Consider the following 23,535-nt stretch of genomic DNA (forward strand, 5'->3'; position numbering starts at 1 on the left):
ACTCTGGGCGCTCGCCGCCACCGACGCGGTTCCCGCGCTCCGCTCACTGCGCCGTAACCCCTGACACGAACCGAATCCAACGGCATACGTCAGCCCGGTTGCCGTTTGCTACCTGGTCGCCAGTTGCAGATCGTCTCTGATGACGACCATGGCTGCCCGCATGTCGTCGCCCCTCGGACACCAGTGCGTGTGGAGATCCACGCGAGTTCACCTTCCTCGCGTGGAGGCGCGAACCGCGGTCTTTCGCCTGTGCACTCGGACGCCGGGAGTGGCTTCCGCCTGCGCTGACACCGCTGCGTCCGCCCTGGCGGGGACTCGGTGAGTTCCGGCCGCCCGCGTCCCCGCCAGCCCGCGAGCAGCTCGTCGAGGCACTGGTGCCAACCCCGCTGCCCGTCGCGGTGCCGGAGCCGGTGCCGCTGCCGGCCCTGCCCGCGACCGTCGCCCGCACTGGCTGACCGAGCAGCCGGCGGCTGCCGCCTCGGCGGCAGGGTGGTGGCGGCGGTGGCGGCGACCAGCCCCACGGTGGCCGCCACCGTCACCGCCTTGACCTTTCATGGCGCGCGCATGGTGGTCCCTCCCGTGCTGACGAGGTGGTCGATGTCGGTCATCGGGCCAGCCCGATCGTGCGGCCGCTCCAGCTCTTCGGGCTGGTGGCAGCGACGCCGCCGACCTGGGCGAACGGCAGCGCCGTGGTCGGTGCGGCCTCCCGCTGGATCAGATACGCCGTGCCGGCCTGGGCGGGGACGGCGATCGTGGCGCCGGTCTGGCCGCTCAGCACGGTGGTCCCCGATCCGGTGACGACCGACACCCGCTGGCCGGGCCACGGGTTGCGGACGGTGACGGTGCCGGTCGCGCCCGCGTCGACGGCCACCGTGACCAGGTCGCCGCCGCGAATCTGCACGTACGCCTTGCCCTTGTGCGGGATGTGGACGGTGGCGTCGACGTCCCAGCCGCTGGGCCAGCCGGGCGCGACGCGCACGGTGCCGTCGTAGCTCTGCACCACGCCTTCGCCGACGGCGGCGGCGGTGACCCCGAGCTGCTCCAGGTAGGGGGTCTCGGGCTGCTGGTTCCAACTCGCCATGCCGCTGGGGAAGACCTGGTACTTGGCGACGTTAGCGCCCAGCGCGGTGCGCATCTCGTCACCCAGGCCCAGCCGGGCGGCGTGCAGCGCGTCGTAGCTCCAGCTGCTCTCCGTGACGTAGCTGCGGTGGGCGAAGGTGCGCCTGGCCAGTTCCGACTGGTTGCCGGTGTCACCGATGAGGTTGTAGGGCCACACCGGTTCCAGGCCGAGGTTCTCCACGTTGTGCTTCGTCGCGTTGGGCTGCGCCGACAGCGCGAGCATGGTGGTGCCCGCCGCGTCCGCGGACGGGCCGAGGATCTGGGTCTGGGTGGCGTGGTCGGTCCGCGGCAGCGGACGGATCTTCGGGATCGCCGCCCGCAGTTGGGTGACCAGGTCCGCGTCGACGCCCAGGGTCTGCGCGGCGGACACCACCACGGGGAAGAGGGCCTGCATGGCGGCGACGTCGGTGATCGGGTCGTTCACCGCCCACTGGGTCTCGTGGGCGTTGGAGGTGGTGTGCAGCAGGCCGTCGGAGCCGGTCCTGGCGTGCGAGAGCAGGAACCGGGCCGCGCCACTCATCACCGGGTAGTTGGCCGACAGGAACGACCGGTCGTCGGTGGCGAGGTAGGTCTGCCAGATCCACAGACCGATCTCCGCACCTGTGGTGACGGTCTGCGAGTTGTACGAGGGGGCGATGGTCGAGTCGCACGACTCGTTGCCGGGGAACCAGGTGCCGTTGCCGTTGAACCGCATCGTCTCCGGCACGCAGAGGCCCTGCCGCCCGGGGTAGTGCGCGCTCGTCCACGCGGCGATGGCCGACACGTTGTTCCGGTACAGGTTGAAGATCGGCACGTTCTGGGCGAAGGCGCCGGCGCTCAGGTTCGCCTGCACGAACATGCGCAGGTTCCAGAACCAGTAGCCCGCCGGGTACCAGGGCTGGTGGTCCCGGCCGAAGCTGAACAGGTTGGCCACGCCGGCCTGGGTGCCCGGGATGGAGTCGCGGTTGCTCGCGGCGATGTTGTACAGGTACAGCGTCCGCATGTTCTCGACGTACTCGCCGGACCCGTCGGCCGACGTGATCTTGATTAGGCCGACCGAGCCCCAGTAGTTGTGCCACCAGGTCAGATGGGCGGCGGCCAGGTCCGTCGAGCTCCGGGTGAGGTCGCCACCGATCAGGTTGGTAGCGGTGGTGAGGGCGTTGCCGCCGGTCCAGCGGGGCGAGGCCACGATGACCCGGTACGAGCCGTCGGCCTTGGGCTGGAAGCTCACCTGGCCGGTCCGTGAGTCCGGGGTCGACGCGGTGACGTTGCGTCCGGCCGCGCTGACCGCGGCCAGCGAGCCGAAGGTCTGCCCGGAGGTGCCCCCGCCGCAGCAGTCGCTCCACGTCTCCGACAGCGCGGCTACCGATCCGGACGCCTGCGCGGTGGGGTTGCGCGGGCTCCACAACTTCACCTGCGCGCTCTGCGTGCTGTTCGGGTCCGCGCCGGTGACGTCGACGACGAGCTGGGCGGCGTCCGCGCGCACGTACGCGGTCATCGTCATGCCGCCGCCGGACGCGCGCATCGTGCCGTCGTGGAGATCCAGCGCGCCCCGGTAGTCGGCGGCGCCGGTCAGCCGGCTCAACCCGGGAATGACCACCCAGCCGGGCGACTTGCGGTCGGGCAGCGTGTCGTTGCGGTTGAGCTGGGCGGTGAACCCGTTCGCCGCCCAGGCGGCCACGCCCAGCGACCCGTTGCCGAGCGGCACGAACTCGCTGGCGTTGGTGTTGGGCCGGTTGAGTACGACGGTGGACCGGCGTACCACGTTGGGGGTGTCGACGACGAAGCGGCCGGCCTGCCACGCGGTGGTGCGGGCGGCCGGGGTGGGGTTCACGTCGCTGACGCGGACGAGTTGCCACTGCTGGTTGGTCCGGTCCCCGTCGCTGTTCTGGACCACCTTGCCGCCGTTGACGGTGGAGCTGCCCTGCACCTCGACGACCTTGCCGCTGTGCCGGTTGATCAACCGGGTCTGGCCGTCGCTGGAGTCGGCCAGCCGGAACTGCTGGTTGGCGGTGTTGCGGTCGGTCCACTGCACGATGTTCGTGCCGTCGGACGTCGACCAGCCGGCGTTGTCGAGGACCTTGCCGGAGTGGCGGTTGAGCAGCCGGTAGAAGCCGCCACCGGAGTCCAGGAACCGCCACTGCTGGTTGTTGCTGTCACCCCGGGTCCACTGCACCACTGCCGCGCCGTCGGTGGTGGCGTAGTTGTAGTCGTCCATCGCCTTGCCGCTGTTGCGGTTCACCAGCACGTACCATCCGTTCAGGTCGACGGCCGCCGCCGATGCTCCGGTCGGGCCCAGCCCCACCAGAAGCCCGGCCGCCACGAGCGTCGCGACCGCGCCGGCCAGCACGCGGCGCAGTCGATGCCGGGTCCGGCCCCGGTCGCCTCTACCCACCATGACGTTCCTCCTTGTCGAGTTCCGCGAGATCCGGCCGGCCGCGCCGGCTTCGGTGACGTCGTCGTCCGGGCACGGTGTGGCCACCCGGGGATCCGGGGCGGCCACACCGTGCCGTCAGGGCCGCTCAGGCCACGGATGGGAGCGGGATCAGGCGCCGGTCGGACGCGACGCCGGACCGGTACGTCACATCGGGTTCCAGCCGTCGCTGCCGGCCAGGTACTTCTGCGGGGTGTAGTTGGCGGCCTGCGCGTCGCTGAGCTGGGGACGGTTGCCGTTGACGGTCGCGCCGGGGCCGGTGTTCCGGTATTCGAAGAAGCGGGCGTTCTGCCAGGTGGAGTCGCCCATGTTGGTCCACGGCTGGCTGGTCTTGATGGCGTTGCTGAGGGTCGACTCGCGGTAGAGCACCTGGGCGCCCTGACGCCAGGGGCGGCCCAGGTTGGTGTTGTTGCTGCCGGAGCCGGTGATGGTGGACCGGTAGAACAGGAAGCCGTAGGTCTTGGCGCTGTCGGTGCTGGCGGCGGTCATGGTGCCGCCGGACGAGCGCTTCTCGTGGATGGTGGAGGCGTTGAAGACGATCGTGCCGCCGCCGAAGATGAAGTCGGTGGAGCCCTCGATGTACGAGTTGACCACGTAGGCGCGGGTGCGGTCGTTGACCAGGAAGGTGTCCTGGTCGCCGAGGAGCCGCACGTTGCGCAGCACCGCCCGGTCGGCGTTGAGGTGCAGCGCCACGGCCTGGTCACCGGTCTCGTAGGTGTTCTCGTCGTAGTCGTTGGAGATGGTCAGGTTCTCCGCGACGAAGTTCGCCCCGTCGACGAACATGCTGGCGCTGCCCGAGGTGCCGCTGGTGTGGGCGGAGTTGTTGTAGACGATCGTGGTGTTCGACGGGGACGAGCCGAGGCCCTGGAAGGTGATGTTCGGCTTGTTCGACGGCACGCGCACCACCTGCCGGTAGGTGCCGGGCTTGATGGTGATGACCCGCCGGGTGGTGTTGTTCGCGGGCACCGCGTCCACGGCCTCCTGCACGGTGCGGTAGGTGCCGCTGCCGTCCGCGGCCACCGTCGGCCTGCCGTTCGGCGGCGGGGTGGTGGTGGGCGGGTTGGTGGGGGTGCTGCCGATGGCGTTGAAGCGCCACTGCATGCGGGCGACGTCGGAGCAGGGTTCCTGGACGATGGGGTTGTTGCCGGCGGTGGAGCCGTCCTTGTTGGAGACGCAGAGGTTGTTGAAGTTGCTGCGGATGAGGAACTTGTCGGCGGCGCTGGAGGGGCTGAGGGTCCAGGTCTGGTTGGTGCTGGCGCCGCAGGTCCACTGCCAGAGTTGTTCGCCGGTGGTGCTGGAGTAGTTGGGCACGTCGACGCACTTGCCGCTGTTGACGTTGGTCAGGCCGTAGGCGCCGTTCTGCGACACCGCCCGGAACTGCTGCGCGGACGCGGCGGCGTCGCAGGCGACCTGGGCGAGCCGTACCCCGTTGTCGGTGCCGGCGCCGGTCACCACCACGCACTTGCCGCTGGAACCGTTGGCCAGGGTGTAGGTGCCGCCGCCGACCGGGGTGGCGGCGTCGGCGGGGCCGACGAGCGCCACGATGGCGACCGGGACGGCGAGTGCCGCGGCGGCGGCTGTGGACAGGACGCCGAGCCGGCGTCCCGGAAGGGATCTCTGCATGTCTCGTTCCTCGATGTCTTCGCGGTGGGGTCGAGGGGTGCGGCGTGGGGCCGGCCCGGTCGTGGACCGCTGCCCGCCCCACGCCGTCGTGCTCACTGGCCGATGGCGGCCTGGGGCCCGGCGTAGGTCCGGACGAGGTTCGGGACCTGGTCGGCGGGGTCGAGCTTGTAGCTGTAGAAGCTCGACGGGGTGAACGCGGAGCCGCCGGTCTCCCGCTGGCCGGTGCAGCTGACGCAGATGCTGCCGGTCTGGCGGATCTCGGCGGTGTCGTCGCGGTAGTACGGGTCCTTGACCTTGTCGTAGTAGGTGTTCTCGATGACCATCTTGGTCTTGCCGCGGGAGTAGTTGCCGTAGCCGCGGACGTTCTGCATGTAGTTGTTGTAGAGGTGCGCGTACTGCACGTTGTCGGTGCTGGGGTTGCGCACGTTGGTGTCGTGGATCCAGTTGTGGTGGATGGTGATGCGGGCGGTGACGTTGGGGGTCCAGCCGATGCCGAACGCCTTGTTGCCCTCGGCGATGACGTTCCAGGACACGGTGAGGTTGGTGGTGTCCTTACGGCTGTCGATCAGGCCGTCGTTCATGCGGACGATCTGGTTGTGGTCGATCCAGATGCGGTTGGCGGTGTCCATCTGGATGCCGTCGTAGTCGAAGTCCTTGTCATCCGGGTCGTCGGAGGTCATCCGGGTGTCGCGGATGGTGAGGTTGCGGATGATCACGTTGCTGGTGCCGGTGCCGAGGTAGAAGCCGCCGTTGACGATCTGGCCGCTCTTCCCGACGCCGACGATGGTCTTGTTGGACTTGACCGGGATCTCCTTGCCGTACGGGCTGACCGTGATCGCCGCACCGACGCGGATGACGTGGGGGGTGCTGGCGCTGGCGTAGCGCTCCAGGTCGGCCTGGTTGGTCACGGTGACCGTGGTGCCCCCGGCCCCACCGGTCGTGCCGGCCGCCCCGGCGAACCCGTCCGGCGTGTTCGCGTACGGCCCACCCGACGGCGGCGGGGTGGTGGTGGGCGGGTTGGTGGGGGTGCTGCCGATGGCGTTGAAGCGCCACTGCATGCGGGCGACGTCGGAGCAGGGTTCCTGGACGATGGGGTTGTTGCCGGCGGTGGAGCCGTCCTTGTTGGAGACGCAGAGGTTGTTGAAGTTGCTGCGGATGAGGAACTTGTCGGCGACGCTGGAGGGGCTGAGGGTCCAGGTCTGGTTGGTGCTGGCGCCGCAGGTCCACTGCCAGAGTTGTTCGCCGGTGGTGCTGGAGTAGTTGGGCACGTCGACGCACTTGCCGCTGTTGACGTTGGTCAGGCCGTAGGCGCCGTTCTGCGACACCGCCCGGAACTGCTGCGACGGGGTCGTGCTGCCGCACTGCACCTGGATCAGCCGGACGCCGTTGTCGGTGCCGGCGCCGGTCACGTCGACGCACTTACCGCTGGAACCGTTGGCCAGGGTGTACGTTCCGCCGTTGGTCGGCGTCACGGCCGCGCCGGCCGGGCCCACCAGGGCGACGATCGCCGCGGGTACCGCCAGCGCCGCGGCGATGGCCGACGAGGCGATGACGAGACGTCGCCCGGAGAATCTTCTTCTGGACATTCTGTTCCTCTTCAATGGACGCGAAATGAGATGACGCCGTTACCGGGCGGCAGCGGACGCCGCCCGGTAAGACCCGGTCGGGACGTCATTCCCGCGAGTGCGGGGCAATGGTGTGCGTGACGGAAGGACATTGGCTCTGAGCGATGCCATCCGCTGCCCGTGCGAATAGCGTTCAGGTTTCAGTCCTGTCCTGAGCCCTTCCTTGCGGAGGGGCGACGCTGCCGGCTCCGGCGCGTGCCTGAACAGCTAAGCACAGTTCGACAACCGGCACCATATGTCAGTTCGGTTAAGCCACGGAGTCGTGCGCGTCAACGGATAGAAGCCTGCTCCGGGGGCTTCCTGAGCTGCCCGTACGGCATCTGCCGAAAAACTTCGCAGATTCGTGTTATCTGCTTTACCCGAATGCGTCGCACGCCTTTCCGCGGCATGACGCGACTACCCGAGGTAGTCGACAATGGAACCAGACGATACGCGTACCGCTTCCGAAAGGCTTCGGGTACGCGGTCAGCCCGCCAGATCGGCGCCGACACCTTCTTCGGTGCCCAGGTACGGGGTTCGGGGAAGGGTGCCGTCGGCCGCCCGTCGCCCTTCCGCCACCGCCGGATCGACCGATCGCAAGGACGAGTCGCGCCACTCGCCGCGATCCCAGGAATTGCCGTCGGCGGAGACGTCCGGGCCGAGCACCGCCGGTCGTCCCTCATTGCCCACCGAGAGGTTGGCGCGCGCCGTGCCCCGGCCACCACTGAGGTCGAACCCGTCGCCACCGTTGTGGTAGGCGGTGTTGCCGGCCAACGACAGCTCGCCGGTGTTCCCCTCGGCACCGAACCCGTCGCCGCGGTTGCCCCAGGCGGCGTTGTTCCGTACCCGGTGCGCCGCCGACGGCGTGGTCTCGCCGCCGCCCAGGGAGAAGCCGAAGCCGTTGCTGTTCCAGCCGGTGGCGTTCCACCGGTTCTGGCCGTTGCCGTAGGACCAGTTGTCCTCGATGGTGACCGGGCTCCGGAAGGCGCCGAAGTCGAAGCCGTCGTCGGCGTTGTGGAAGGCCCGGTTGCCCCGGACCACGTTGCCGCCGCCGTCGCCGAACTTGACGCCCAGACCGATGCCGGCGCTACCACCGGCACCCGGCTCGTAGTTGCGGTAGAAGTCGCTGTCGAGCACCTGGTTGCCGGTCGTCCCCGGATCCCGCAGCGTCAGGCCCGAGCGGTAGTTGTCGTGCACGGACAACCGCCGGAACGTGGTGAACCGGCAGGAGCTGCACGTCCACGCGTGGCTGCGGGATCCGCGTACCTCCAGATCCTGGACGGTCCAGAAGGCGGTGCGCTGGGTCACCGCGTACTTGTCCGGCGCGACCCCGGCGGCGTCCAGGACGGCGCGCTCACCGCGGTAGCCGCTCAGCACGATCCGCCGCGCGCGGGTGCCGTCGGTGTCGATCTCCACCGGCCGGGTGAGCCGGTGCACGCCGCCGCGCAGGGCGATGGTCTGGCCGGGCCGGACCACCTCGACCGCCCGGTTCAGCGTCGCGAACGGCCGCTGCCGGCTGCCGTCGGCGTCGTCGTCCCCGTCCGGCGCGACGAAGATGTCCGCGACGGTCACGCCGGTCACCGACGCGGGCCGGGGTGTGGCCGAGCCGGCCGTCGGGGTCGGGGACGGGCCGCCCGGGGACCGGGACGGCGGGGCGGCGGCCGGTGGCGAGGCGACCGGAGCGGCCACGGCGGGGACCGGGCTGCGGTCGGGCGTCACGTACACCGCGTACGAGATCGCCCCCAGCGCCAGCGCCGTCGCCGCGGCCCCGGCGACGGCCAGCTTGTGCGAGGTGAGCGTGTACGCCGGTCCGTGCGCGGGCGCCGCCGGTCCGGCCTCGGCCGCGGCCCGGACCGCCGCGACCAGGGCTGCCGGCACCGGCGCCACGGCCAGGCCGTGGAGCAGCCGCTCCGGTGGGACCAGCCCGGCCCGGTGGGTGCCGCACCGGACGCAGTTCCGGACGTGCCGGCCGAACCTCTTGCGCCACACCGGCGAGCGCTCGCCGTGCCAGGTCCGCGCCAGCGCCGCCAGCTCCGGGCAGGCCGCGCCCCGGCGCAGCGCGGCCTCGATCGTCCGGCTGGTCGCCAACTGGTCGCGCATGCGTTGCAGCCGCACCGCCAGGTGCGGCTCACCGATCCCGAGCGCCTCGGCCAGATCCGCGCGGCTCAGGTCGCCGAGCGTCTCCTGCCACCAGAGCGCCAGCAGCCGCTGGTCGTCGGGCGTCAGCCAGCGGGCCGCCTCGACCAGTTCCCGGCGCTGCCCGCTGAGCGCGACCGCGACCACGGTACGGTCGGCCACGTCACCGCCGGTGTGCGGGAGCGCGTCCGGCTCGGCGAGCGGCTCGACCGGTGGCTGCCGCCGCAGGTGGTCGCTGACCTGCCGGTAGGCGATGGTGGCCAGCCAGGAGCGGAAGCGGTCGGGATCACGAAGCTCCGGCAGGCCCCGGATCATGCGGATCATGCATTCCTGCGCGACGTCGTCCACCTCGGCGTGGTCGCCCAGGGCGCCGCGGACCATGTGGTAGACCGACGGCAGCGACCTCGTCGTCAACTCGGCGAGCGCCGCCCGGTCACCGGCCTGGGCCGCTTCGACCAGCCTCTTCACGCTTCGGTAGCCCTCTCTCGTCCGCCGCCGGCAGGTGGCGTCGCGGCCGTGCCGCGACCCGGCCCGCCGAGCGTAGAGGTCACCGGGCCCGCCTGCGCCGGCACGGGGTGGGCGCCTCTCGGCACCCACCCCGCGTTCACGGCGCAGGCGTCAGCCGAACGCCCGGGACTGCCAGTCCGCGACCTCGTCCGGCGCCAGGGCCCGGGCGAAGATCGCGGCCCGGTCCACCGCCCCGGTCAGGCGCTGGCCGCCGCCCTGGTCGGCGGCGAACCGCAGCTGCCGGACCGCGCAGCCGTTGATGCCCTCCGCCGAGACCTGGGCGGTGCCGGCGACGGCGCCGTCGACGTAGACCTGCGCTACTCCCTGTCCTATCGGGATGTTGAGGAACTGCTGGTCGAACCTGCCGTGGAGGCCGATCATGTAACGCTCTACCGCTGGCTGCAGCGGCTCACTCCACTGCTGGCCGACGCCGCCAGCTTCTCCCGGCCTCGCGTTGCTGCTGCGCGAGGTCGAGCGAGCCTGACGGCGAGGCGGAGCTCACTGCGGACAGGTCCGGTGCAGAGTCGGGTACGCCAGTCGTGCAAGAGGTCGGGGCGCGAAGCGTCCGGGGCGCTGCGACGGCGGTCTGTCCGAGGATCCACGTCTGCTACTCGCGATGAGTGATCGATGGAGGCGGACTGGCGCCGGGTCGCGGCCATGAGAGCCAGCTGACCTCGTCTGGGTTGGTGTCGACCGGAGGTGTCGGATTCGGGCAGGGGTGTTCGTAGTCAGGGTGAGGGGCAGCCTGCGAGGGTGCTGTCGCGGTCACAGGCGGTGATGGGTGATGCGCCAGTGCGTCAAGGTCTGCGGCATGTGCGATCTCGTCCGCCCATTGCCGCCGTGACCTTGAGTGTCCGGGCTGTTGCGGTTGATCATCGAGAGGTAGGGGCATGGCAAAGCTGATCTATGTGAACAACGTGTCGCTTGACGGCTACATGGAGGACGAACGCGGCGCGTTCGCCTGGTTGCCGATGGACGACGAGGTATTCGTTGTCTACACCGATCTCCTGCGGTCCGTGGGCACGTTCCTCTACGGGCGGCGACTGTACGAGGCGATGGCCGTCTGGGAGACCGACGCCGCTCTGGCCGCGCAGTCCGACCTCATGGCCGACTTCGCAAGCGTCTGGCAGGCGGCGAGAAAGGTCGTGTACTCCACGACCCTCGCCGCGGTGTCGACCGCCGACACCCGACTCGAACGCCGCTTCGACCCCGCCGAAGTACGCGAACTGAAGGCCGCGGCCGACAGCGATCTCACCGTTGGAGGTGCCCACCTCGCGGCGCAGGCTCTTGAGGCCGGGCTGGTCGACGAGTGCCAGCTGTTCGTCTGGCCCGTGGCCGTCGGCGGGGGTAAGCCGGGCCTGCCGACCGGCATGCGCGTCGACCTCGAACTCCTCGATGAGCGCCGGTTCCGAAACGGCGTCGTACGCCTCCGCTACCGCCCGCTCGGGCGGTGAACGACGGCCCCGTCCGATCGCCAGCGCTTGCATGACGGCGCAGGCGCTGACGGCTGATCCGACCGGAGACCTCCCAGAGAAGACCGAAGTGGTCAGCGTTGGTTCTCCGCGACCCGAGCCTTCGAGCGTCGATCAGGTGCCGACGCGGCGTGTCTCGTAGGCCCACATCACGATCTCGACGCGGTTGCGGGCGTTGAGCTTGCGCATCAGGGCGGCGATGTGGGTCTTGACGGTGCTGAGGCTGATGGACAGCTCCTCGCCGATCTCGCTGTTGGTCCGCCCGCGAGCGGCAGCCAGCAGGACCTGTTCCTCGCGAGCGGTCAGCGGCTCGACAGGCTCGGGTGGCACCGAGCGCGAGCGGCTGTCCACGAAGGAGGACAGGAGCCTCGCGGTGATGTTCGGTGCGATCAGGGCGTCGCCGCGGGCGGCGGCATGGACGGCCTGGGTGAGCATCTCGGCGCCGGCGTCCTTGAGGAGGAAGCCCCGGGCGCCTGCCTTGAGCGCGCCGTAGACGTACTCGTCGAGGTCGAAGGTGGTGATGACGACGACGGCCAGAGGGTCGGCGACGTCGGCCCCGGCGAGCCGACGGGTGGCTTCGATCCCGTCGACCTCGGGCATGCGGATGTCCAGCAGGCACACATCGGGACGCAGCGAACGGGCCATGGAGATCGCGCGGCGGCCGTCGGCGGCGTCGCCGACGACGGCGATGCCCGGTTGGGCGTTCAGGATCATGCAGAGCCCTGCTCTGACGATGTCCTGGTCGTCAGCGACCAGCACGCGGATGGTCATGACGTCAGCGCTGTCCGAGGCAGCGAGGCGTCGACGCTCCAGCCGCCGTCCGGGGCAGGTCCCGCCCGGAGGGTGCCGCCGAGCAGGCTCGCCCGCTCGGCCATGCCGCGCAGCCCGTAGCCGGCGTGCGGGGAGCGGGTCGTGGTCGCCTCGCCGTCATCGTGCACCCGCAGGTGCACCTGGCCGCGGGATGCGTGGACGTCGACGGTGACTCCGGTGGCGCCGCAGGCGTGGCGGGTCGCGTTGGTGACCGCCTCGGCGGCGATCAGGTAGAGGGCGGTGCCGACTGCCGGCTCAACGGCCTCGGCGTCACCGGAGACCTGCACGCGGACGCCCAGCACCTCGCCGCCGGGACGAGCGAGTCGTTCGATGTCCGCAACTCCTCGCCGAGGGGCGAGATCGGCGTCCGTACCGTCGCGCAGCACGCCCACGAGGGCTCGCATCTCCCTGAGCGTCCGGGACGCCTCTTCCTCGATGGTGACCAGGGTGGCCAGCGCGCGTTCCGGATCTGCGGCGGCCAGCGCGCGACCTGCCTGTGCCTGGACGGCGATGGCCGAGACGTGATGGCCGACCGTGTCGTGCAGCTCGCGGGCGAGTGCGTTGCGCTGGTGGAGCCGGACCTGCTCGACGTCGCGGTCGTGGCTTCTGGTGTGGTAGCGCACTGCCGCTCCGAGCGCGGCCGAGCACAGGAAGAAGCCGTAACCGGCGACCTTCTCCGCGGGTGAGGTCGGCTCCGCGACGAGGGTGACGGGTAGCCAGATGAGGATGATGCCGAGACCGACGGCAGCCTCGCGACCCGCTCCCCAGCGCAGCAGGGCGTAGGGCAGCACGAGCAGCCCTGCGATGCCCAGCAGGCCGGTGACGTCGACGACCGCGATCCTCGCGATGTCGAAGACGAGAACGGCTCCGAAGGCGACGGCTACCGCGGCCAGTGGTCGCGTGCGTCGATACAGCAGGCACGCCGCGACCACGACGCTGACACCGACCAGCAGCGGCGCCCATGCCCTGTCGTCGCGCAGCAGCATCTCGACGACCGAGATCACGACAAGAGCCGAGGACAGCGCCCAGTCCCGCCACACCCGCACCGGTGGACGTGTGGGGCGAGGCTCAGCCCAGATCCCAGCAAGCATGCTTCCCCCCTTTCCGGAGAACGTAAGGGGGCCGCCCTCCGTGCGGATCAGCCGAAAGTACGGCGGGTGTCCCGCGCCTGGGGCCAGGACAGCCCGAGCCCGCAAGCGGATGTGGCGCCCGCCGACGCTGGTCATGGTGGAGACATCGAGTGAGCCGACCCGGCTGACGCCAGCGAACAGGAGACGTGATGACCAGAACCGACAGACCAGGCGGTGGGCTCCGGGAAGCGCACATCCCGGTCCAGGCGAAGCTCGCCGCGGCCTGGGCCAGCTTCATGTTCCTCTACATCTACGTCGACTACCTCGCCCTGTACAAGCCCGGCTTCATCGACGACATCCTGGCCGGCGCCGTGCACGAGTTCGACACCGGCCCAACCTTCGTGGCCCTCGCGCTCACGCTCATGGCCATCCCGATCCTCATGATCCTGCTCTCCACGACACTTCCGGCCCGCGCCAACCGCACCGCCAACCTCGTCGTGGCAACGCTCTACCTCCCCGTCACGGTGTACAACGCGGACGGCGAGCCCTGGAGCTACCTCTACTTCTACGGCTTCTCCATCGCGCTCGAACTGCTGCTCCTGGCCTTCATCCTGCGCGCCGCATGGACCTGGCCCCGGGCCGTTCGAGCCACCGCCAGCCGCGACCTCACCCAGGCCCAGGTGTGACGCTCGAGGCAGTCCCCGTCTGCGGAGCCGGTTACGGCGGGTCCGGCAGCAGCGACCGCGAGCGGCGGCACGATCCAGAGCGGGACGGTACCGACGTCGCTCAGTACCACGGAGTCGCCCACCCGTCGATAAGCAGCGGCGTGAGCACGCACAGCACGGCGGCAACCAGCGGTGCCAGCCTGAGCAGCCGCAGACCCGTAGCCACGCAGGTGGGTCCGGGCACTCCGGCATCCGCGAGCCAGTCTCCTCGCCGACGATCTCGAATCGGTTCGTCCCGTGGGCAGCCGGCCGACTGAAGGGCGTTGAGAACCTCGATGACCGGGGGCGAGGCCGGTGCCCCTGGCACCCCGGTTCGGAGTGCCTCCACGCCGCAGCTTCCCATTCGGGGCCCGCTGGCCGAAGGCCAGGCGACACCGGGATACCCCAGGGGTGGGGAGGGCCACACAGCGAGGGAGTGCCAGTGCTGGCCCGAAGTGTCGTCCGGCGGCGTAGGCGATTTCTCCCCGGAAACCGCGGCGCCAATACCCTGGCCAGTTCGAATCGACAATATCGAGAAAGGCTGGCGGCGTTGACACGGCGGCCGCCAGCAACGATCCTTTGGAAGCGCTCCCAATGGCGAGCTTCGATTCCATAAGGAAGGGAAAGCTCGTGCGTCCCACCACCGCACTGCTCCCGGTCGTACTGGCCGCCACCCTCGGCGGCCTGGCGTTACCACAGCCCGCCCACGCCGCGGCCGGGCCGGTCCTGACGGTCGACGTGACCGCCGGCCGGCACGCGATCAGCCCGTACGTGTACGGCATGAACTTCGCCGACGAGGCCCTGGCCCGTGATCTGCGGCTGCCGGTTCACCGGTACGGCGGCAACCACACCACCCGCTACAACTTCCGCAACGACACCACCAACCGCACCTCGGACTGGTATTTCGAGAACATCCCGAACGACAACCCGAACCCGGCCGATCTGCCCAAGGGCTCGGAGACCGACCGGTTCGTGCAGCAGAACAAGGCCACCGGCGCCGCGACGGTCATGACCGTGCCGATGCTCGGGTGGATCGCCAAGGACCGGTCCCGAGCGTGCGGCTTCAGCGTGGCCAAGTACGGTCCGCAGCAGTCCACCGACCAGTGGGCGCCGGACTGCGGTAACGGCAGGAAGCCCGACGGCAGCCTGATTACCGGCAACGACCCGAAGGACACCAGCGTCGCCGTCGGCCCGGAGTACGCCACCGACTTCGTCGACCATCTCAAGGGACAGTTCGGCGCCGCCGCCGACGGTGGGGTCCAGTTCTACAACCTGGACAACGAGCCGGACCTGTGGCACTCCACCCACCGCGACGTCCGCCCGACGGGCCTGGGCTACGACGAACTACGCGACCGCACCTACGCGTACGCGGCGGCGATCAAGAAGGCCGACCCGGGGGCGAAGACGCTCGGCCCGGTCGGCTGGGGCCTGAACTCGATCTTCTACTCGGGTCTGGACCAGGACACCTGCTCGCGCACCGGATGCTGGTCGAACCCGCCGGACAAGGCCGCGCACGGAGGCCAGGACCTCGGCCCGTGGTACCTGGACCGGATGCGGGAGTACGAGCAGCAGCACGGCACCCGGATCCTCGACTACTTCGACATCCACCTCTACCCGCAGCAGTCCGGCGTGTTCGGTGACGCCGCCGGCGACGCCACCACCCAGGCGCTGCGGCTGCGCTCGACCCGCCAGCTCTGGGACCCGACGTACGTCGACGAGAGCTGGATCAACCAGCCGGTCCGGTTCATCCCCCGGATGCGCGAGCTGGTCGACCAGCACTACCCGGGCACGAAGATCGCGATGACCGAGTACAACTGGGGCGGCCACGGCTCACTGAACGGCGCGCTCGCCCAGGCCGACGTGCTGGGCATCTTCGGCCGTGAGGGCCTCGACCTGGCCACCCTTTGGACCGCGCCCAAGGCCGACCAGCCGGTCGCGAACGCGTTCCGCATCTTCCGCAACTACGACGGCTCCGGCGGCGCGTTCGGCGAGACCTCCGTCAAGGCCACCAGCGCCGACCAGGGCAAACTGGCCGTGTACGCGGCCGAGCGCGCCGCCGACAAGGCGCTCACCCTGGTCGTGGTGAACAAGACCGGTGACGACCTGACCAGCCCGGTCACCCTCACCGGCGCCTCCGCCGGTACCGCCCAGGTCTACCGCTACAGCGCGGCGGACCTGACCGGCGTGGTCCGGGAGGCCGACCAGCCGGTGACCGCCGACGGCTTCACCGCCACCTTCCCGGCCGACTCGATCACCCACCTGGTGCTGCCCCGCGGCACCACACCCGGCGACACGAAGGCACCGACCGCCCCCGGCAAGCCGACCGCCGGCACGATCACCGCCGACAGCGTCGCGCTGAGCTGGGCGCCGTCCACCGACGACACCGGCGTGACCGGCTACGACGTGCACCGCGTCGACGCCACCGGCACGGTGAAGGTGGGCAGCGCCACGAGCACCGCGTACACGGTGACCGGGTTGACGCCGGACACGCCGTACACCTTCGTGGTGACCGCGCGCGACGCGGCGGGCAACGTCTCCGCGGCCTCGCCCGGGCTGGCCGTGCGGACCGCGCCGGCCGCCCCGACCGGCGGCTGCACGGTCGGGTACACGGCGAACAGCTGGCCGGGCGGCTTCACCGCCACCGTCACGATCAAGAACACCGGCGCCACCGCGATCGACGGGTGGAAACTGGCGTTCGACTTCCCGACCGCCGGCCAGAAGGTCGGTCAGGGCTGGTCGGCCACCTGGAAGCAGACCGGCACGGCGGTGACCGCGGAGAGCATGGGCTGGAACGGCGGACTCGCCCCCGGCGCGTCCACCAGCATCGGCTTCAACGGCACCTGGAGCGGCACCAACCCGGCACCGACCGCCTTCACCCTCAACGGCCAGCGGTGCGGCTGACCTGAGACGACCCTGCGCCGCCGGCCGGACCGGCGGAACAGGGCCGGACGGGTCCGGGGCGCCGCTACGCCCCGGACCCGTCCGCCCGACCGGCCCCCCCCGGGACGGCGCAGAATCGGACCCGGAACGGCGGCCGGTTGGCCGGGCACGTCCACCGACACGGCGGTGAGGTCCACCGCCCATGTCGCGATCTGGCTGGTTCGGTGGTCCGCACCCGGCCCCGGCGGTCGGTTGCACGCGTCCGCTGATCTCAAGCCTGATCTTGGTCGTGAGCGAGGCTGCCGTGCGGGAGCGATCACACCGCCGGCCCGTGCCGATGGGTCCCGCACGGGGTTCTTGTCACAGGGACGGGGGCAGATCGTCACGAAGCTGTCGTATTGGCGAAGAAGGGCTGGGGGTAGGGCGTGAGGAGCCGATCCGGTGAGGAGACGAGTCATGACCTACCCGTGGTTCTTCCCGGAGGGAATGCCGTCGCTGTTCCACGACGGCCCGGTCGCGAACGACACCCGGTTGGCCTGCCGGGTGGTCGAGCAGCTGAATCGCGACCCGCTGCTGCGCCGTCAGCGCATCTGCGTGGAGGCGCAGAACCGGGTGATCATCCTGGAGGGACGGGTCGATTCGGCCGACGTGCTGGCCCGTGCCCGCGCGCTCGCCTGGGCCGTTCCCGGGGTGCACGATGTCAACGTCAGGGTGCACGTGGTGTGACGCCGCCAGGCGAGGGCGACGGGAGAAACGGGTGGCAGTCGAACCCATCGATCGGGACCTGAAGGCGGTTCCTCGCGAGGAGGGGCAGGCGTGGGGCGCGGCGCTGCTGGTGCCCTGTCCGAGCCGGACGGCGTTCAGCCGGATGACCGTCTACCCGGAGAGCATCAGGAGGTGAGCCGGTGGCGGACCGTGGCACTGGAGCAGGCTGTGCCGCAATCCACGATGCCCTGGACCGCGGGGTGAGCCGGCCCCCGTCGCGACGGGGGAGGCGACTGGTGGCCCTGTCGGCGGCGATCCTGCTCGTCGCAGGTTGCGCAGGCGAGCCGGACCCGCAGCCGTCCCCGGAACCGGCCTCGACCGTCCGGTTGGGCACTGTCGCGAGCGCCGAGCTGGGCGCCCGTCTCACTGTGACCGCCACTGTCGACCGTGTCATCGCCGGCACCGCGTTCGTGGTACGCGACGTCGACTTCACCGACGGGAGGCTGCTGGTGCTGTCCGTCGGCAAGACCACAGCGGAACCACCGCAGCTGGTGACAGTGGTCGGCACCGTCGTCGACTTCTCGTACCGCGACCTGTCCGGCCGCTACCAGCTCGGGCCCTCGGATGCGTACCGCGACTTCGAGGGCGGTCGTGCGCTCGCCGCCGAGGACGTGACCGTGTGGAACTGACCGCTAGCTGTCGAGCCGGTCACGCAGGTCGTCGACCTGCTGCTGAAGCCGGTCCACCGCAGCCTCGTTGTTGAGGAACGTCGTGATGCCCGCGCCGAGCGCCAGTCCGAGCAGCAGGGCGATCACACTGAGCACCAGACCACCGACGGCCACCCCTCGGCCGGTCACCCCCGGTCGCGCGGCCATCTTGAGCCCCACGATGCCGAGGACGATCCCGACGACGGCGAGCACCACGCCGATCCAGGCGAGGATGGCGGTGAGCACGCTGAACAGGGCGGCCACGCCGAACACGAGCGCAAGAGCGGCGGCCGTGCTGGTCTTGGCCGCCGTACGGCGCGGGTGGACGCGCCCGCCCCTCGGGCGGGCTCGCCGGACGCGGTCATGGCACTCCCTCCGGGTGAGTACGCCGTGCGGCACGGACTCGCACCCGCCGCCTTCCCCCACACCGGCGACTCATGCCTCCCGGTTCACGGTCCTGCGGGCGATGTCGGGCAGATGTTCCGGCAATGCCACGGAACGCAGGTCGGCGAGCACGTCGTCCAGGAGGCGGGTGATCCGCGGCTGGTCGCGTCCGGCCCGCCGGACGTCGTCGACCGCGACCGCGAGGAAGCCGTCGAAGTCCTGCGCCCGCGCCCGTACGCGTGGGGTGCCGTCGGGATCGTCGACGAGCATTCGGTGACCGGGCCGTCCGGCCAGGCGGCGCAGCAGGTCGTGCATCTCCTGGACACTGCGGACCGCGGTGGTGGTGTCGTTGATCCCGGGCGACAGGGCCCGCTCGGCGATGTCGGTCAACTGCCGGAACCCGAACCCGACGTCCTGGCCCAGGGTCCGTTCGACGCCGAGGCTCACCGCGACGCACGCCCGCGCCTCCGGCACGGCCGCCGGGAAGGGACCACCGGCCAGCGGGTGGACCGCGATCAGCGGTTGCCCGGCGACCACGAAGTCGCCCGGCGCGGGCAGGACCGACAGGGCGCAGTCGTGTTCGCGGGCCAGCGCGGCGAGCCGGTCGAGGTCGACGTACTCGACCATGCCGGGCTGAACCGCTGCGATCACCTGCACCGGCGGCGGCAGCGGCGTGACGGGCCCGGCAGCCGGGCCGACCGGATACTGCTCCTCGATCACCCGGCGGCACTGTGTGCCGACCGCCGCGATGATGTGCGAGACCCGCATGACCGTGGTGACGTGGTGCAGGTAGTAGACGAACAGCCCGCTGCTGGCGAGCACGAGCGTCATCGTCACGGCGAGCGAGAGGTCCGGCAGCCGGGGGTCGGCGCCGGCCGGCAGCGCCGCCAGCACCACCATGGCGAACAGCGCGGTCGCCAGGAAGGTGCCCAGCGCGACCTGGGTGATCCGGTCCTGCAGGAAGGTCCGCAGCACCCGGGGGGAGTACTGGCTGCTGGCGAGCTGCACGGCCACCACGGTGATGGAGAAGACCAGTGCGGTGAACGAGATCATCGCGGTGATGATCGACGACAGCAGCGACCGGGCGCCGGCCACGCTGCTGGGCAGGAACCCGCCGGTCGGCAGACCCAGTCGCAGCTCGGCCACCGACAGGCCGAGGGCCAGCACCACGGCCCCGGCGGCGAACGCCGCCGGCAGCAGCCAGAATCCCGACCACGCCGTCGCCAGGCGGGACCGGAGGGTACGCGGAGCGCGGCTCATCCCGCCGTAGTCCCCGGTGCGTGCCTTTGCATACCTGCCGAAGGGCGCCGACGGCGTCCGGCCCGAGCCACACGGCGACCTCAGCGTCGCCGCAGGCAACGCCGACGGCCCCGGCGACCGGGGCTGCCTGCGCCCCGACGGCGTGGTCGGCGCGAAGACCCGAGCCGCGCTCGACGACGGGAAGCGCCCGGACGCCCGCAGCACCGACGGCCACCTCGCCGAGGTGGACCTGGACCGGCAACTGCTCATGATCGTCGACGACGGCGAGGTGAGCCGGATCTTCAACACCTCGACCGGCACCTTCGAGCGTTACACCCACCAGGGGGAGACCTACCTGGCGGACACCCCACGCGGCAGGTGGACCATCGACTGGCAGGTCGACGGTTGGCGCGACGGTCCGCTCGGCCGGCTGTACCGGCCGAAGTACTTCCAGGAGCAGGGGATCGCGATCCACGGATACACCGGCGTCCCGTCGTACCCGGCGTCGCACGGATGCGTGCGCGTGACGCTGCCGGCGGTGGACTGGCTGTGGACGCAGGACGTGCTGCCGAAGAAGACCGGGTCTGGGTGTACTGAGTACCGCACGCCTTCGTGGGACGGTCTCCGCCCGCCTATGCACGAAGGTCCCGGGCCGGTGACCCCCCGTCGTCCCGCCTCGAACAGCCGCCCGGCAGGTCGCCCTGCGGCTTCCGTGACCCCGGGTCTCGGTGTCGTCACCGCGGGATCGGGTAGGCGGCGGTCCGTACGGCGCGTTCGACCGGAGAGGTGATCCGATGGCATCGCGAAGCAACCCACCCATGGCACCGAGCAACGAGGCCACCGCGGAACAGCTCGACATCGCCCGGGCGGAGGGGGACGGCTATCGACGCGCGATGCGCGCGATGGCAGATGAGGACGGAGCGGTGACGGCGCGCTCGGGTGACCTCGCCATCGCGTTCGTCAACGAGGAAGCGGAGGGCATGTACGCCCTCGACGGCGACCGGCTGGTGTGGCGTGAGGCCGCTCAGGACGCCAACGTCCACCTGGAGGTGGCGGTGGCCGACGCCGGGGACGGCAGGTTCGTACCCGGACTGTCGGTGCACCTGGAACTGAACCGCGACGGCCGAACCGTGCTCGCCACCGAGCTGCCCTTCCTCTGGCACCCGTTCCTGCACCACTACGGCGCTAACGCGGCGATGCCCGACGAAGGGCCGTATCAGGTCACGGTGCGGGTGGCACCGGCCCGCTTCATGCGCCACGACCCGGTGAACGGTCGCCGGTACGCCGAGCCGGTCGAGGTGCGCTTCGACGACGTCCGCCTGGCCGCCGGCCGCAAGCCCAGCCCGGACGCGCAGCCGCGCGGGGCGGACGCGCCCACCGCCGCCGCCTCCTGACGCCGGCCAGAGGGCACGGCGACCGGCAGTCCGATCAGTACGGCGGCCGACGGCGGGCCGGTGACCGCAGCGAGCTGAACGCGGAGGGGACCCTGGGAGACAACGGGCGGCGGAGCCCGACCGAGCGGCTGGCCGAGGACGTGGCGGACGTCGCTCGCTCGCTGCCGCCGGCCACTTCGGCGCGGCCACGGTGCTGGGGTGGGCGAGGCCGGCGCGGCTCCGCGGCGCCAGGGGCCCCTCGGCGCGGCTCGCGTACGACGTGCGGGACACGGTCGCCGGGACCGCCGGACGACGCGGCCGGTAAGGCCGGCATCGGCTTGCCGGATCTCGCTCTCCGCCACCCGGGCGCTGCGCAAGGTCTCGTACCCGGCCGTGCCGCGGTCAGCAGTGGCAGCCTGGTCGACTCGAGGTCTGCTCGGGCCCGCGCCCCGTAGGCACGAACCACATAGGGTCGTCGGCATGGATCGTGATGCAGGGCTCGTTGCGGCCGTCCGCGCAGCCGATCCGGCGGCCGCGGCGAAAGCGCTTGCGGACGGCGCCGACCCGGACTCCGCCGCAAGCCGCTTCACGGTGACCGTGCTGTCCGAGGCGGCGAGTACCGGGCTGTTGGAGATCGTCCACTTGCTGGTGGACGCGGGGGCGTCGCTGCGGGCGAGGAGGCCGCAGTACGAGTCGCCGCTGCGGTCGGCGGTGAGCAATGGGCACCTCGACGTCATCCGGCTACTTGTCGATCGTGGCGCCCTCGAGGTCGAGGGCACCGAGCGTGGCAGCCTTCTCGCCACCGCGATCGCCGCCACCCGGCACCGGCCACAGGCCGGGGCGTTGGAGGTTCTGCGCTACCTGCTGGAACTCGGTGCCGACGCCGCGCCTGGCGAGGAGACCCCGATCGTCCAGGCGGTGCTGGGATCGGCCGCACCTGCCACGATCCGCATGCTGCTCAGCCGTGGCGCCGATCCGAACTCGCAGCGCTCCGACGGTACTCCCGTGCTTGTCCTCGCCGCTCGGCGTGGTGACCACGCCGCCGTTGACGTGCTGCTCACCGCAGGAGCCGATCCGGACGCGGTCGACGGGCGCGGACGTACCGCGCTGATGCACGCCATCGAACGGAACGAGCGGGCCGTGAGCACCGCGCTGCTGCTGGCCGGTGCCGCCCATGCGGGCGCGCTTGATGTGGCTCGGGGCTGGCAGCGGCAGAACGTTCAGTTCCAACTCGGCGAGATGAGCGTCGGCCTGGACGACGTACCGATCGCCCGTACGGCCGTGCGACTGCACCCCACCGGGTACGAGCTGCGCGGCGATCCGGCGGAGTTCCGCCGCTGGGGGCAGCTCGTCTCGTGCGCGGCGGAGGAGCTGGGCGATGACGAGTGGGACACGCGGACCGGCACCCCGTACGCGCTGGCCCAGACCGTCGCCCACAGGCTCGTCCACGATCCGGCCAAGTCGCCCACGGCGTCGTGGCACCGCATCGAGCTGACCAGGGCGGAGCTGGACACGGTACGGCAGGCGTTCGTGGAGCTCGCCTACGCGGTCCGTGCCGAACTGCCGGACGGCCTCGGGCGGGAGTATGTCCATGACACGCTCGACGAGCTCGATGCCCAGTTGCCCTGACGTGCGTCCGCCGACGCCGGCGACGAAGGCGATCGACCGGAAGGCCCCGCGATCGCCTCGGTGAGGTTGCCTAGCGCACTCCGGCGCGGTGGACTGCCGGTGCGCTGCTGCCGGCCGGCTTGGCCCTCCCGGCCACCGCCCGGTCGCCACCCGTCGACGCCATGCGGGCCGGGGCTGCTCTCCGGTGGTCAGCGTCAGCAACTCGCCATCGCCCGCGCGTTGATCGCCCGGCCGCGGCTGCTCATGCTCGACGAGCCGGCCGAGGGAATCCGGCCGGGCCACCTCGCACGGCGACGGGGGAGTCACGGCGGAGCGGGAGGTGCGCGCGGCCCTCGCGGTCTGACCCGATACGTCGGTATCGATTTACATTGACGGCCGTCTCTACTAGCATCGTGGCTGGGAGTCGCCAAGCGCTGCTGGGCAGCAGTGCCGTCCACCCTCGGACGGCTTGAGTCGATCGGCGTCACCTTCTCCGGGGTGGGCACCCAGCGAGGGCCACTGGGCGCCGGTGCATCCACTGGAGCATCGATGAGAATCTCACGGACAGCACGCCGTCTGGGACTGGGCGCGGTCGCAGTTCTTCTCGCCTCGTTCACGATGGTCGTCGTCAACCAGGCCGGTCCGGCCTCGGCACACGGATCGGTCACCAACCCGCCGTCCCGCAACTACGGATGCTGGGAGCGCTGGGGTTCCGACCACCTCAACCCCACTATGGCTCAGACCGACCCGATGTGCTGGCAGGCGTGGCAGGCCAACCCGAACACCATGTGGAACTGGAACGGCCTGTACCGCGAGAACGTCGGCGGCAACCACCAGGCCGCCGTGCCGGACGGGCAGTTGTGCAGCGGCGGTCGCACCCAGAACGGCCTGTACGCCTCGCTCGACGCGGTCGGCGCGTGGACCGCGAAGCCGATGCCGAACAACTTCACCCTCACGCTGACCGACGGCGCCAAGCACGGCGCCGACTACATGTTGATCTACATCACCAAACAGGGATTCGACCCGACCACCCAGCCCCTCACCTGGAACAGCCTCGAACTGGTGCTCCGCACCGGCAGCTACCCGACCACCGGGCTCTACGAGGCGCAGGTGAACGCGGGCAACCGCACCGGGCGGCACGTCGTCTACACCATCTGGCAGGCGTCCCACCTCGACCAGCC

The 23,535-nt window shown here is 70.9% G+C and carries 20 protein-coding genes and 1 pseudogene; 12 read left to right on the top strand and 9 right to left on the bottom strand.

What is annotated here, in order from left to right:
• Positions 1 to 604: 604 nt before the first annotated feature.
• The 5 genes from ACPCK6_RS25230 to ACPCK6_RS25250 form a co-directional block, all read right to left on the bottom strand.
• Entirely contained in the window at positions 605 to 3,496 is a 2,892-nt protein-coding gene (locus tag ACPCK6_RS25230; RefSeq protein WP_423482406.1) for an RICIN domain-containing protein, read from the bottom strand.
• A gap of 183 nt (positions 3,497 to 3,679) precedes the next feature.
• Entirely contained in the window at positions 3,680 to 5,155 is a 1,476-nt protein-coding gene (locus ACPCK6_RS25235; protein ID WP_423482407.1) for a pectinesterase family protein, read from the bottom strand.
• A 92-nt stretch (positions 5,156 to 5,247) separates the two neighbouring features.
• Positions 5,248 to 6,741 (bottom strand): RICIN domain-containing protein, encoded by a 1,494-nt coding sequence (locus ACPCK6_RS25240; RefSeq protein WP_423482408.1) that lies wholly within the window; start codon positions 6,739 to 6,741, stop codon positions 5,248 to 5,250.
• A gap of 504 nt (positions 6,742 to 7,245) precedes the next feature.
• Positions 7,246 to 9,363, bottom strand: coding sequence for a sigma-70 family RNA polymerase sigma factor (locus ACPCK6_RS25245; RefSeq protein WP_423482409.1), 2,118 nt, complete (start codon positions 9,361 to 9,363; stop codon positions 7,246 to 7,248).
• 150 nt (positions 9,364 to 9,513) lie between these two features.
• Positions 9,514 to 9,741 (bottom strand): LamG-like jellyroll fold domain-containing protein, encoded by a 228-nt coding sequence (locus tag ACPCK6_RS25250; RefSeq protein ID WP_423482424.1) that lies wholly within the window; start codon positions 9,739 to 9,741, stop codon positions 9,514 to 9,516.
• Here ACPCK6_RS25250 and ACPCK6_RS25255 point away from each other — a divergent pair.
• Both ACPCK6_RS25255 and ACPCK6_RS25260 read left to right on the top strand, forming a co-directional pair.
• A pseudogene (locus ACPCK6_RS25255) lies at positions 9,715 to 9,802 on the top strand (IS6 family transposase); the annotation flags it as partial. The gene ACPCK6_RS25250 and the pseudogene ACPCK6_RS25255 overlap by 27 nt on opposite strands.
• A 490-nt stretch (positions 9,803 to 10,292) precedes the next feature.
• A complete protein-coding gene (locus tag ACPCK6_RS25260) occupies positions 10,293 to 10,856 on the top strand; it encodes a dihydrofolate reductase family protein (RefSeq protein ID WP_423482410.1) in 564 nt (187 codons plus the stop codon).
• 132 nt (positions 10,857 to 10,988) lie between these two features.
• Here the strand turns inward: ACPCK6_RS25260 and ACPCK6_RS25265 are convergent, their stop codons facing one another.
• Together ACPCK6_RS25265 and ACPCK6_RS25270 are read right to left on the bottom strand one after the other, a co-directional pair.
• Positions 10,989 to 11,645 (bottom strand): response regulator, encoded by a 657-nt coding sequence (locus tag ACPCK6_RS25265; protein WP_423482411.1) that lies wholly within the window; start codon positions 11,643 to 11,645, stop codon positions 10,989 to 10,991.
• On the bottom strand, positions 11,642 to 12,688 hold the full coding sequence (locus ACPCK6_RS25270; RefSeq protein WP_423482412.1) for a sensor histidine kinase: 1,047 nt from the start codon (positions 12,686 to 12,688) through the stop codon (positions 11,642 to 11,644). Before ACPCK6_RS25270 ends, ACPCK6_RS25265 begins: the two co-directional genes overlap by 4 nt.
• A gap of 275 nt (positions 12,689 to 12,963) precedes the next feature.
• On the opposite strand from ACPCK6_RS25270, the gene ACPCK6_RS25275 reads away from it, so the two are divergent.
• The 5 genes from ACPCK6_RS25275 to ACPCK6_RS25295 all read left to right on the top strand — a co-directional run bounded on the left by ACPCK6_RS25275 (position 12,964) and on the right by ACPCK6_RS25295 (position 17,732).
• A complete protein-coding gene (locus tag ACPCK6_RS25275; RefSeq protein ID WP_423482413.1) occupies positions 12,964 to 13,440 on the top strand; it encodes a DUF6326 family protein in 477 nt (158 codons plus the stop codon).
• Between the two features lie 648 nt (positions 13,441 to 14,088).
• Positions 14,089 to 16,359, top strand: a complete 2,271-nt coding sequence (locus ACPCK6_RS25280) for a glycoside hydrolase family 44 protein (RefSeq protein ID WP_423482414.1) — start codon at positions 14,089 to 14,091, stop codon at positions 16,357 to 16,359.
• A gap of 435 nt (positions 16,360 to 16,794) precedes the next feature.
• On the top strand, positions 16,795 to 17,064 hold the full coding sequence (locus ACPCK6_RS25285; protein ID WP_423482415.1) for a BON domain-containing protein: 270 nt from the start codon (positions 16,795 to 16,797) through the stop codon (positions 17,062 to 17,064).
• Between the two features lie 31 nt (positions 17,065 to 17,095).
• Positions 17,096 to 17,239: a hypothetical protein gene (locus tag ACPCK6_RS25290; protein WP_230651721.1), complete on the top strand. Its 144-nt coding sequence runs from the start codon at positions 17,096 to 17,098 to the stop codon at positions 17,237 to 17,239.
• A gap of 100 nt (positions 17,240 to 17,339) precedes the next feature.
• A complete protein-coding gene (locus ACPCK6_RS25295) occupies positions 17,340 to 17,732 on the top strand; it encodes a hypothetical protein (RefSeq protein ID WP_423482416.1) in 393 nt (130 codons plus the stop codon).
• A gap of 3 nt (positions 17,733 to 17,735) precedes the next feature.
• Here ACPCK6_RS25295 and ACPCK6_RS25300 read toward each other — a convergent pair whose 3' ends face one another.
• Positions 17,736 to 18,014 (bottom strand): DUF4190 domain-containing protein, encoded by a 279-nt coding sequence (locus tag ACPCK6_RS25300; protein ID WP_423482417.1) that lies wholly within the window; start codon positions 18,012 to 18,014, stop codon positions 17,736 to 17,738.
• Positions 18,015 to 18,185: 171 nt separating this feature from the next.
• Positions 18,186 to 19,394, bottom strand: a complete 1,209-nt coding sequence (locus ACPCK6_RS25305) for a DUF2254 domain-containing protein (RefSeq protein WP_423482418.1) — start codon at positions 19,392 to 19,394, stop codon at positions 18,186 to 18,188.
• A gap of 16 nt (positions 19,395 to 19,410) precedes the next feature.
• Here ACPCK6_RS25305 and ACPCK6_RS25310 point away from each other — a divergent pair, with 16 nt between their 5' ends.
• The 5 genes from ACPCK6_RS25310 to ACPCK6_RS25330 form a co-directional block, all read left to right on the top strand.
• The gene (locus ACPCK6_RS25310) at positions 19,411 to 20,163 is read left to right on the top strand and encodes a L,D-transpeptidase (RefSeq protein WP_423482419.1); all 753 of its coding nucleotides are present in this window, start codon (positions 19,411 to 19,413) and stop codon (positions 20,161 to 20,163) included.
• A 28-nt stretch (positions 20,164 to 20,191) separates the two neighbouring features.
• Complete coding sequence (locus ACPCK6_RS25315) at positions 20,192 to 20,767, top strand: iron transporter (RefSeq protein ID WP_423482420.1); 576 nt, start codon at positions 20,192 to 20,194, stop codon at positions 20,765 to 20,767.
• 459 nt (positions 20,768 to 21,226) lie between these two features.
• Positions 21,227 to 22,375, top strand: coding sequence for an ankyrin repeat domain-containing protein (locus ACPCK6_RS25320; protein WP_423482421.1), 1,149 nt, complete (start codon positions 21,227 to 21,229; stop codon positions 22,373 to 22,375).
• 99 nt (positions 22,376 to 22,474) lie between these two features.
• Complete coding sequence (locus ACPCK6_RS25325; RefSeq protein WP_423482422.1) at positions 22,475 to 22,747, top strand: ATP-binding cassette domain-containing protein; 273 nt, start codon at positions 22,475 to 22,477, stop codon at positions 22,745 to 22,747.
• Positions 22,748 to 22,903: 156 nt separating this feature from the next.
• The coding region (locus ACPCK6_RS25330; RefSeq protein WP_423482423.1) for a lytic polysaccharide monooxygenase auxiliary activity family 9 protein at positions 22,904 to 23,535 on the top strand (632 nt) is incomplete at its 3' end.

It is taken from the genome of Micromonospora sp. AB353, from assembly GCF_049538395.1.
Classification (GTDB): Bacteria; Actinomycetota; Actinomycetes; order Mycobacteriales; family Micromonosporaceae; genus Micromonospora; species Micromonospora aurantiaca.

What these genes read in the sequence shown, in the direction of transcription:
- ACPCK6_RS25230 (WP_423482406.1), bottom strand. Translation starts at nt 3,496, where the DNA reads ATGGTGGGTAGAGGCGACCGGGGCCGGACCCGGCATCGACTGCGCCGC.
- ACPCK6_RS25235 (WP_423482407.1), bottom strand. Translation starts at nt 5,155, where the DNA reads ATGCAGAGATCCCTTCCGGGACGCCGGCTCGGCGTCCTGTCCACAGCC.
- ACPCK6_RS25240 (WP_423482408.1), bottom strand. Translation starts at nt 6,741, where the DNA reads ATGTCCAGAAGAAGATTCTCCGGGCGACGTCTCGTCATCGCCTCGTCG.
- ACPCK6_RS25260 (WP_423482410.1), top strand. Translation starts at nt 10,293, where the DNA reads ATGGCAAAGCTGATCTATGTGAACAACGTGTCGCTTGACGGCTACATG.
- ACPCK6_RS25265 (WP_423482411.1), bottom strand. Translation starts at nt 11,645, where the DNA reads ATGACCATCCGCGTGCTGGTCGCTGACGACCAGGACATCGTCAGAGCA.
- ACPCK6_RS25275 (WP_423482413.1), top strand. Translation starts at nt 12,964, where the DNA reads ATGACCAGAACCGACAGACCAGGCGGTGGGCTCCGGGAAGCGCACATC.
- ACPCK6_RS25285 (WP_423482415.1), top strand. Translation starts at nt 16,795, where the DNA reads ATGACCTACCCGTGGTTCTTCCCGGAGGGAATGCCGTCGCTGTTCCAC.
- ACPCK6_RS25305 (WP_423482418.1), bottom strand. Translation starts at nt 19,394, where the DNA reads ATGAGCCGCGCTCCGCGTACCCTCCGGTCCCGCCTGGCGACGGCGTGG.
- ACPCK6_RS25315 (WP_423482420.1), top strand. Translation starts at nt 20,192, where the DNA reads ATGGCACCGAGCAACGAGGCCACCGCGGAACAGCTCGACATCGCCCGG.
- ACPCK6_RS25320 (WP_423482421.1), top strand. Translation starts at nt 21,227, where the DNA reads ATGGATCGTGATGCAGGGCTCGTTGCGGCCGTCCGCGCAGCCGATCCG.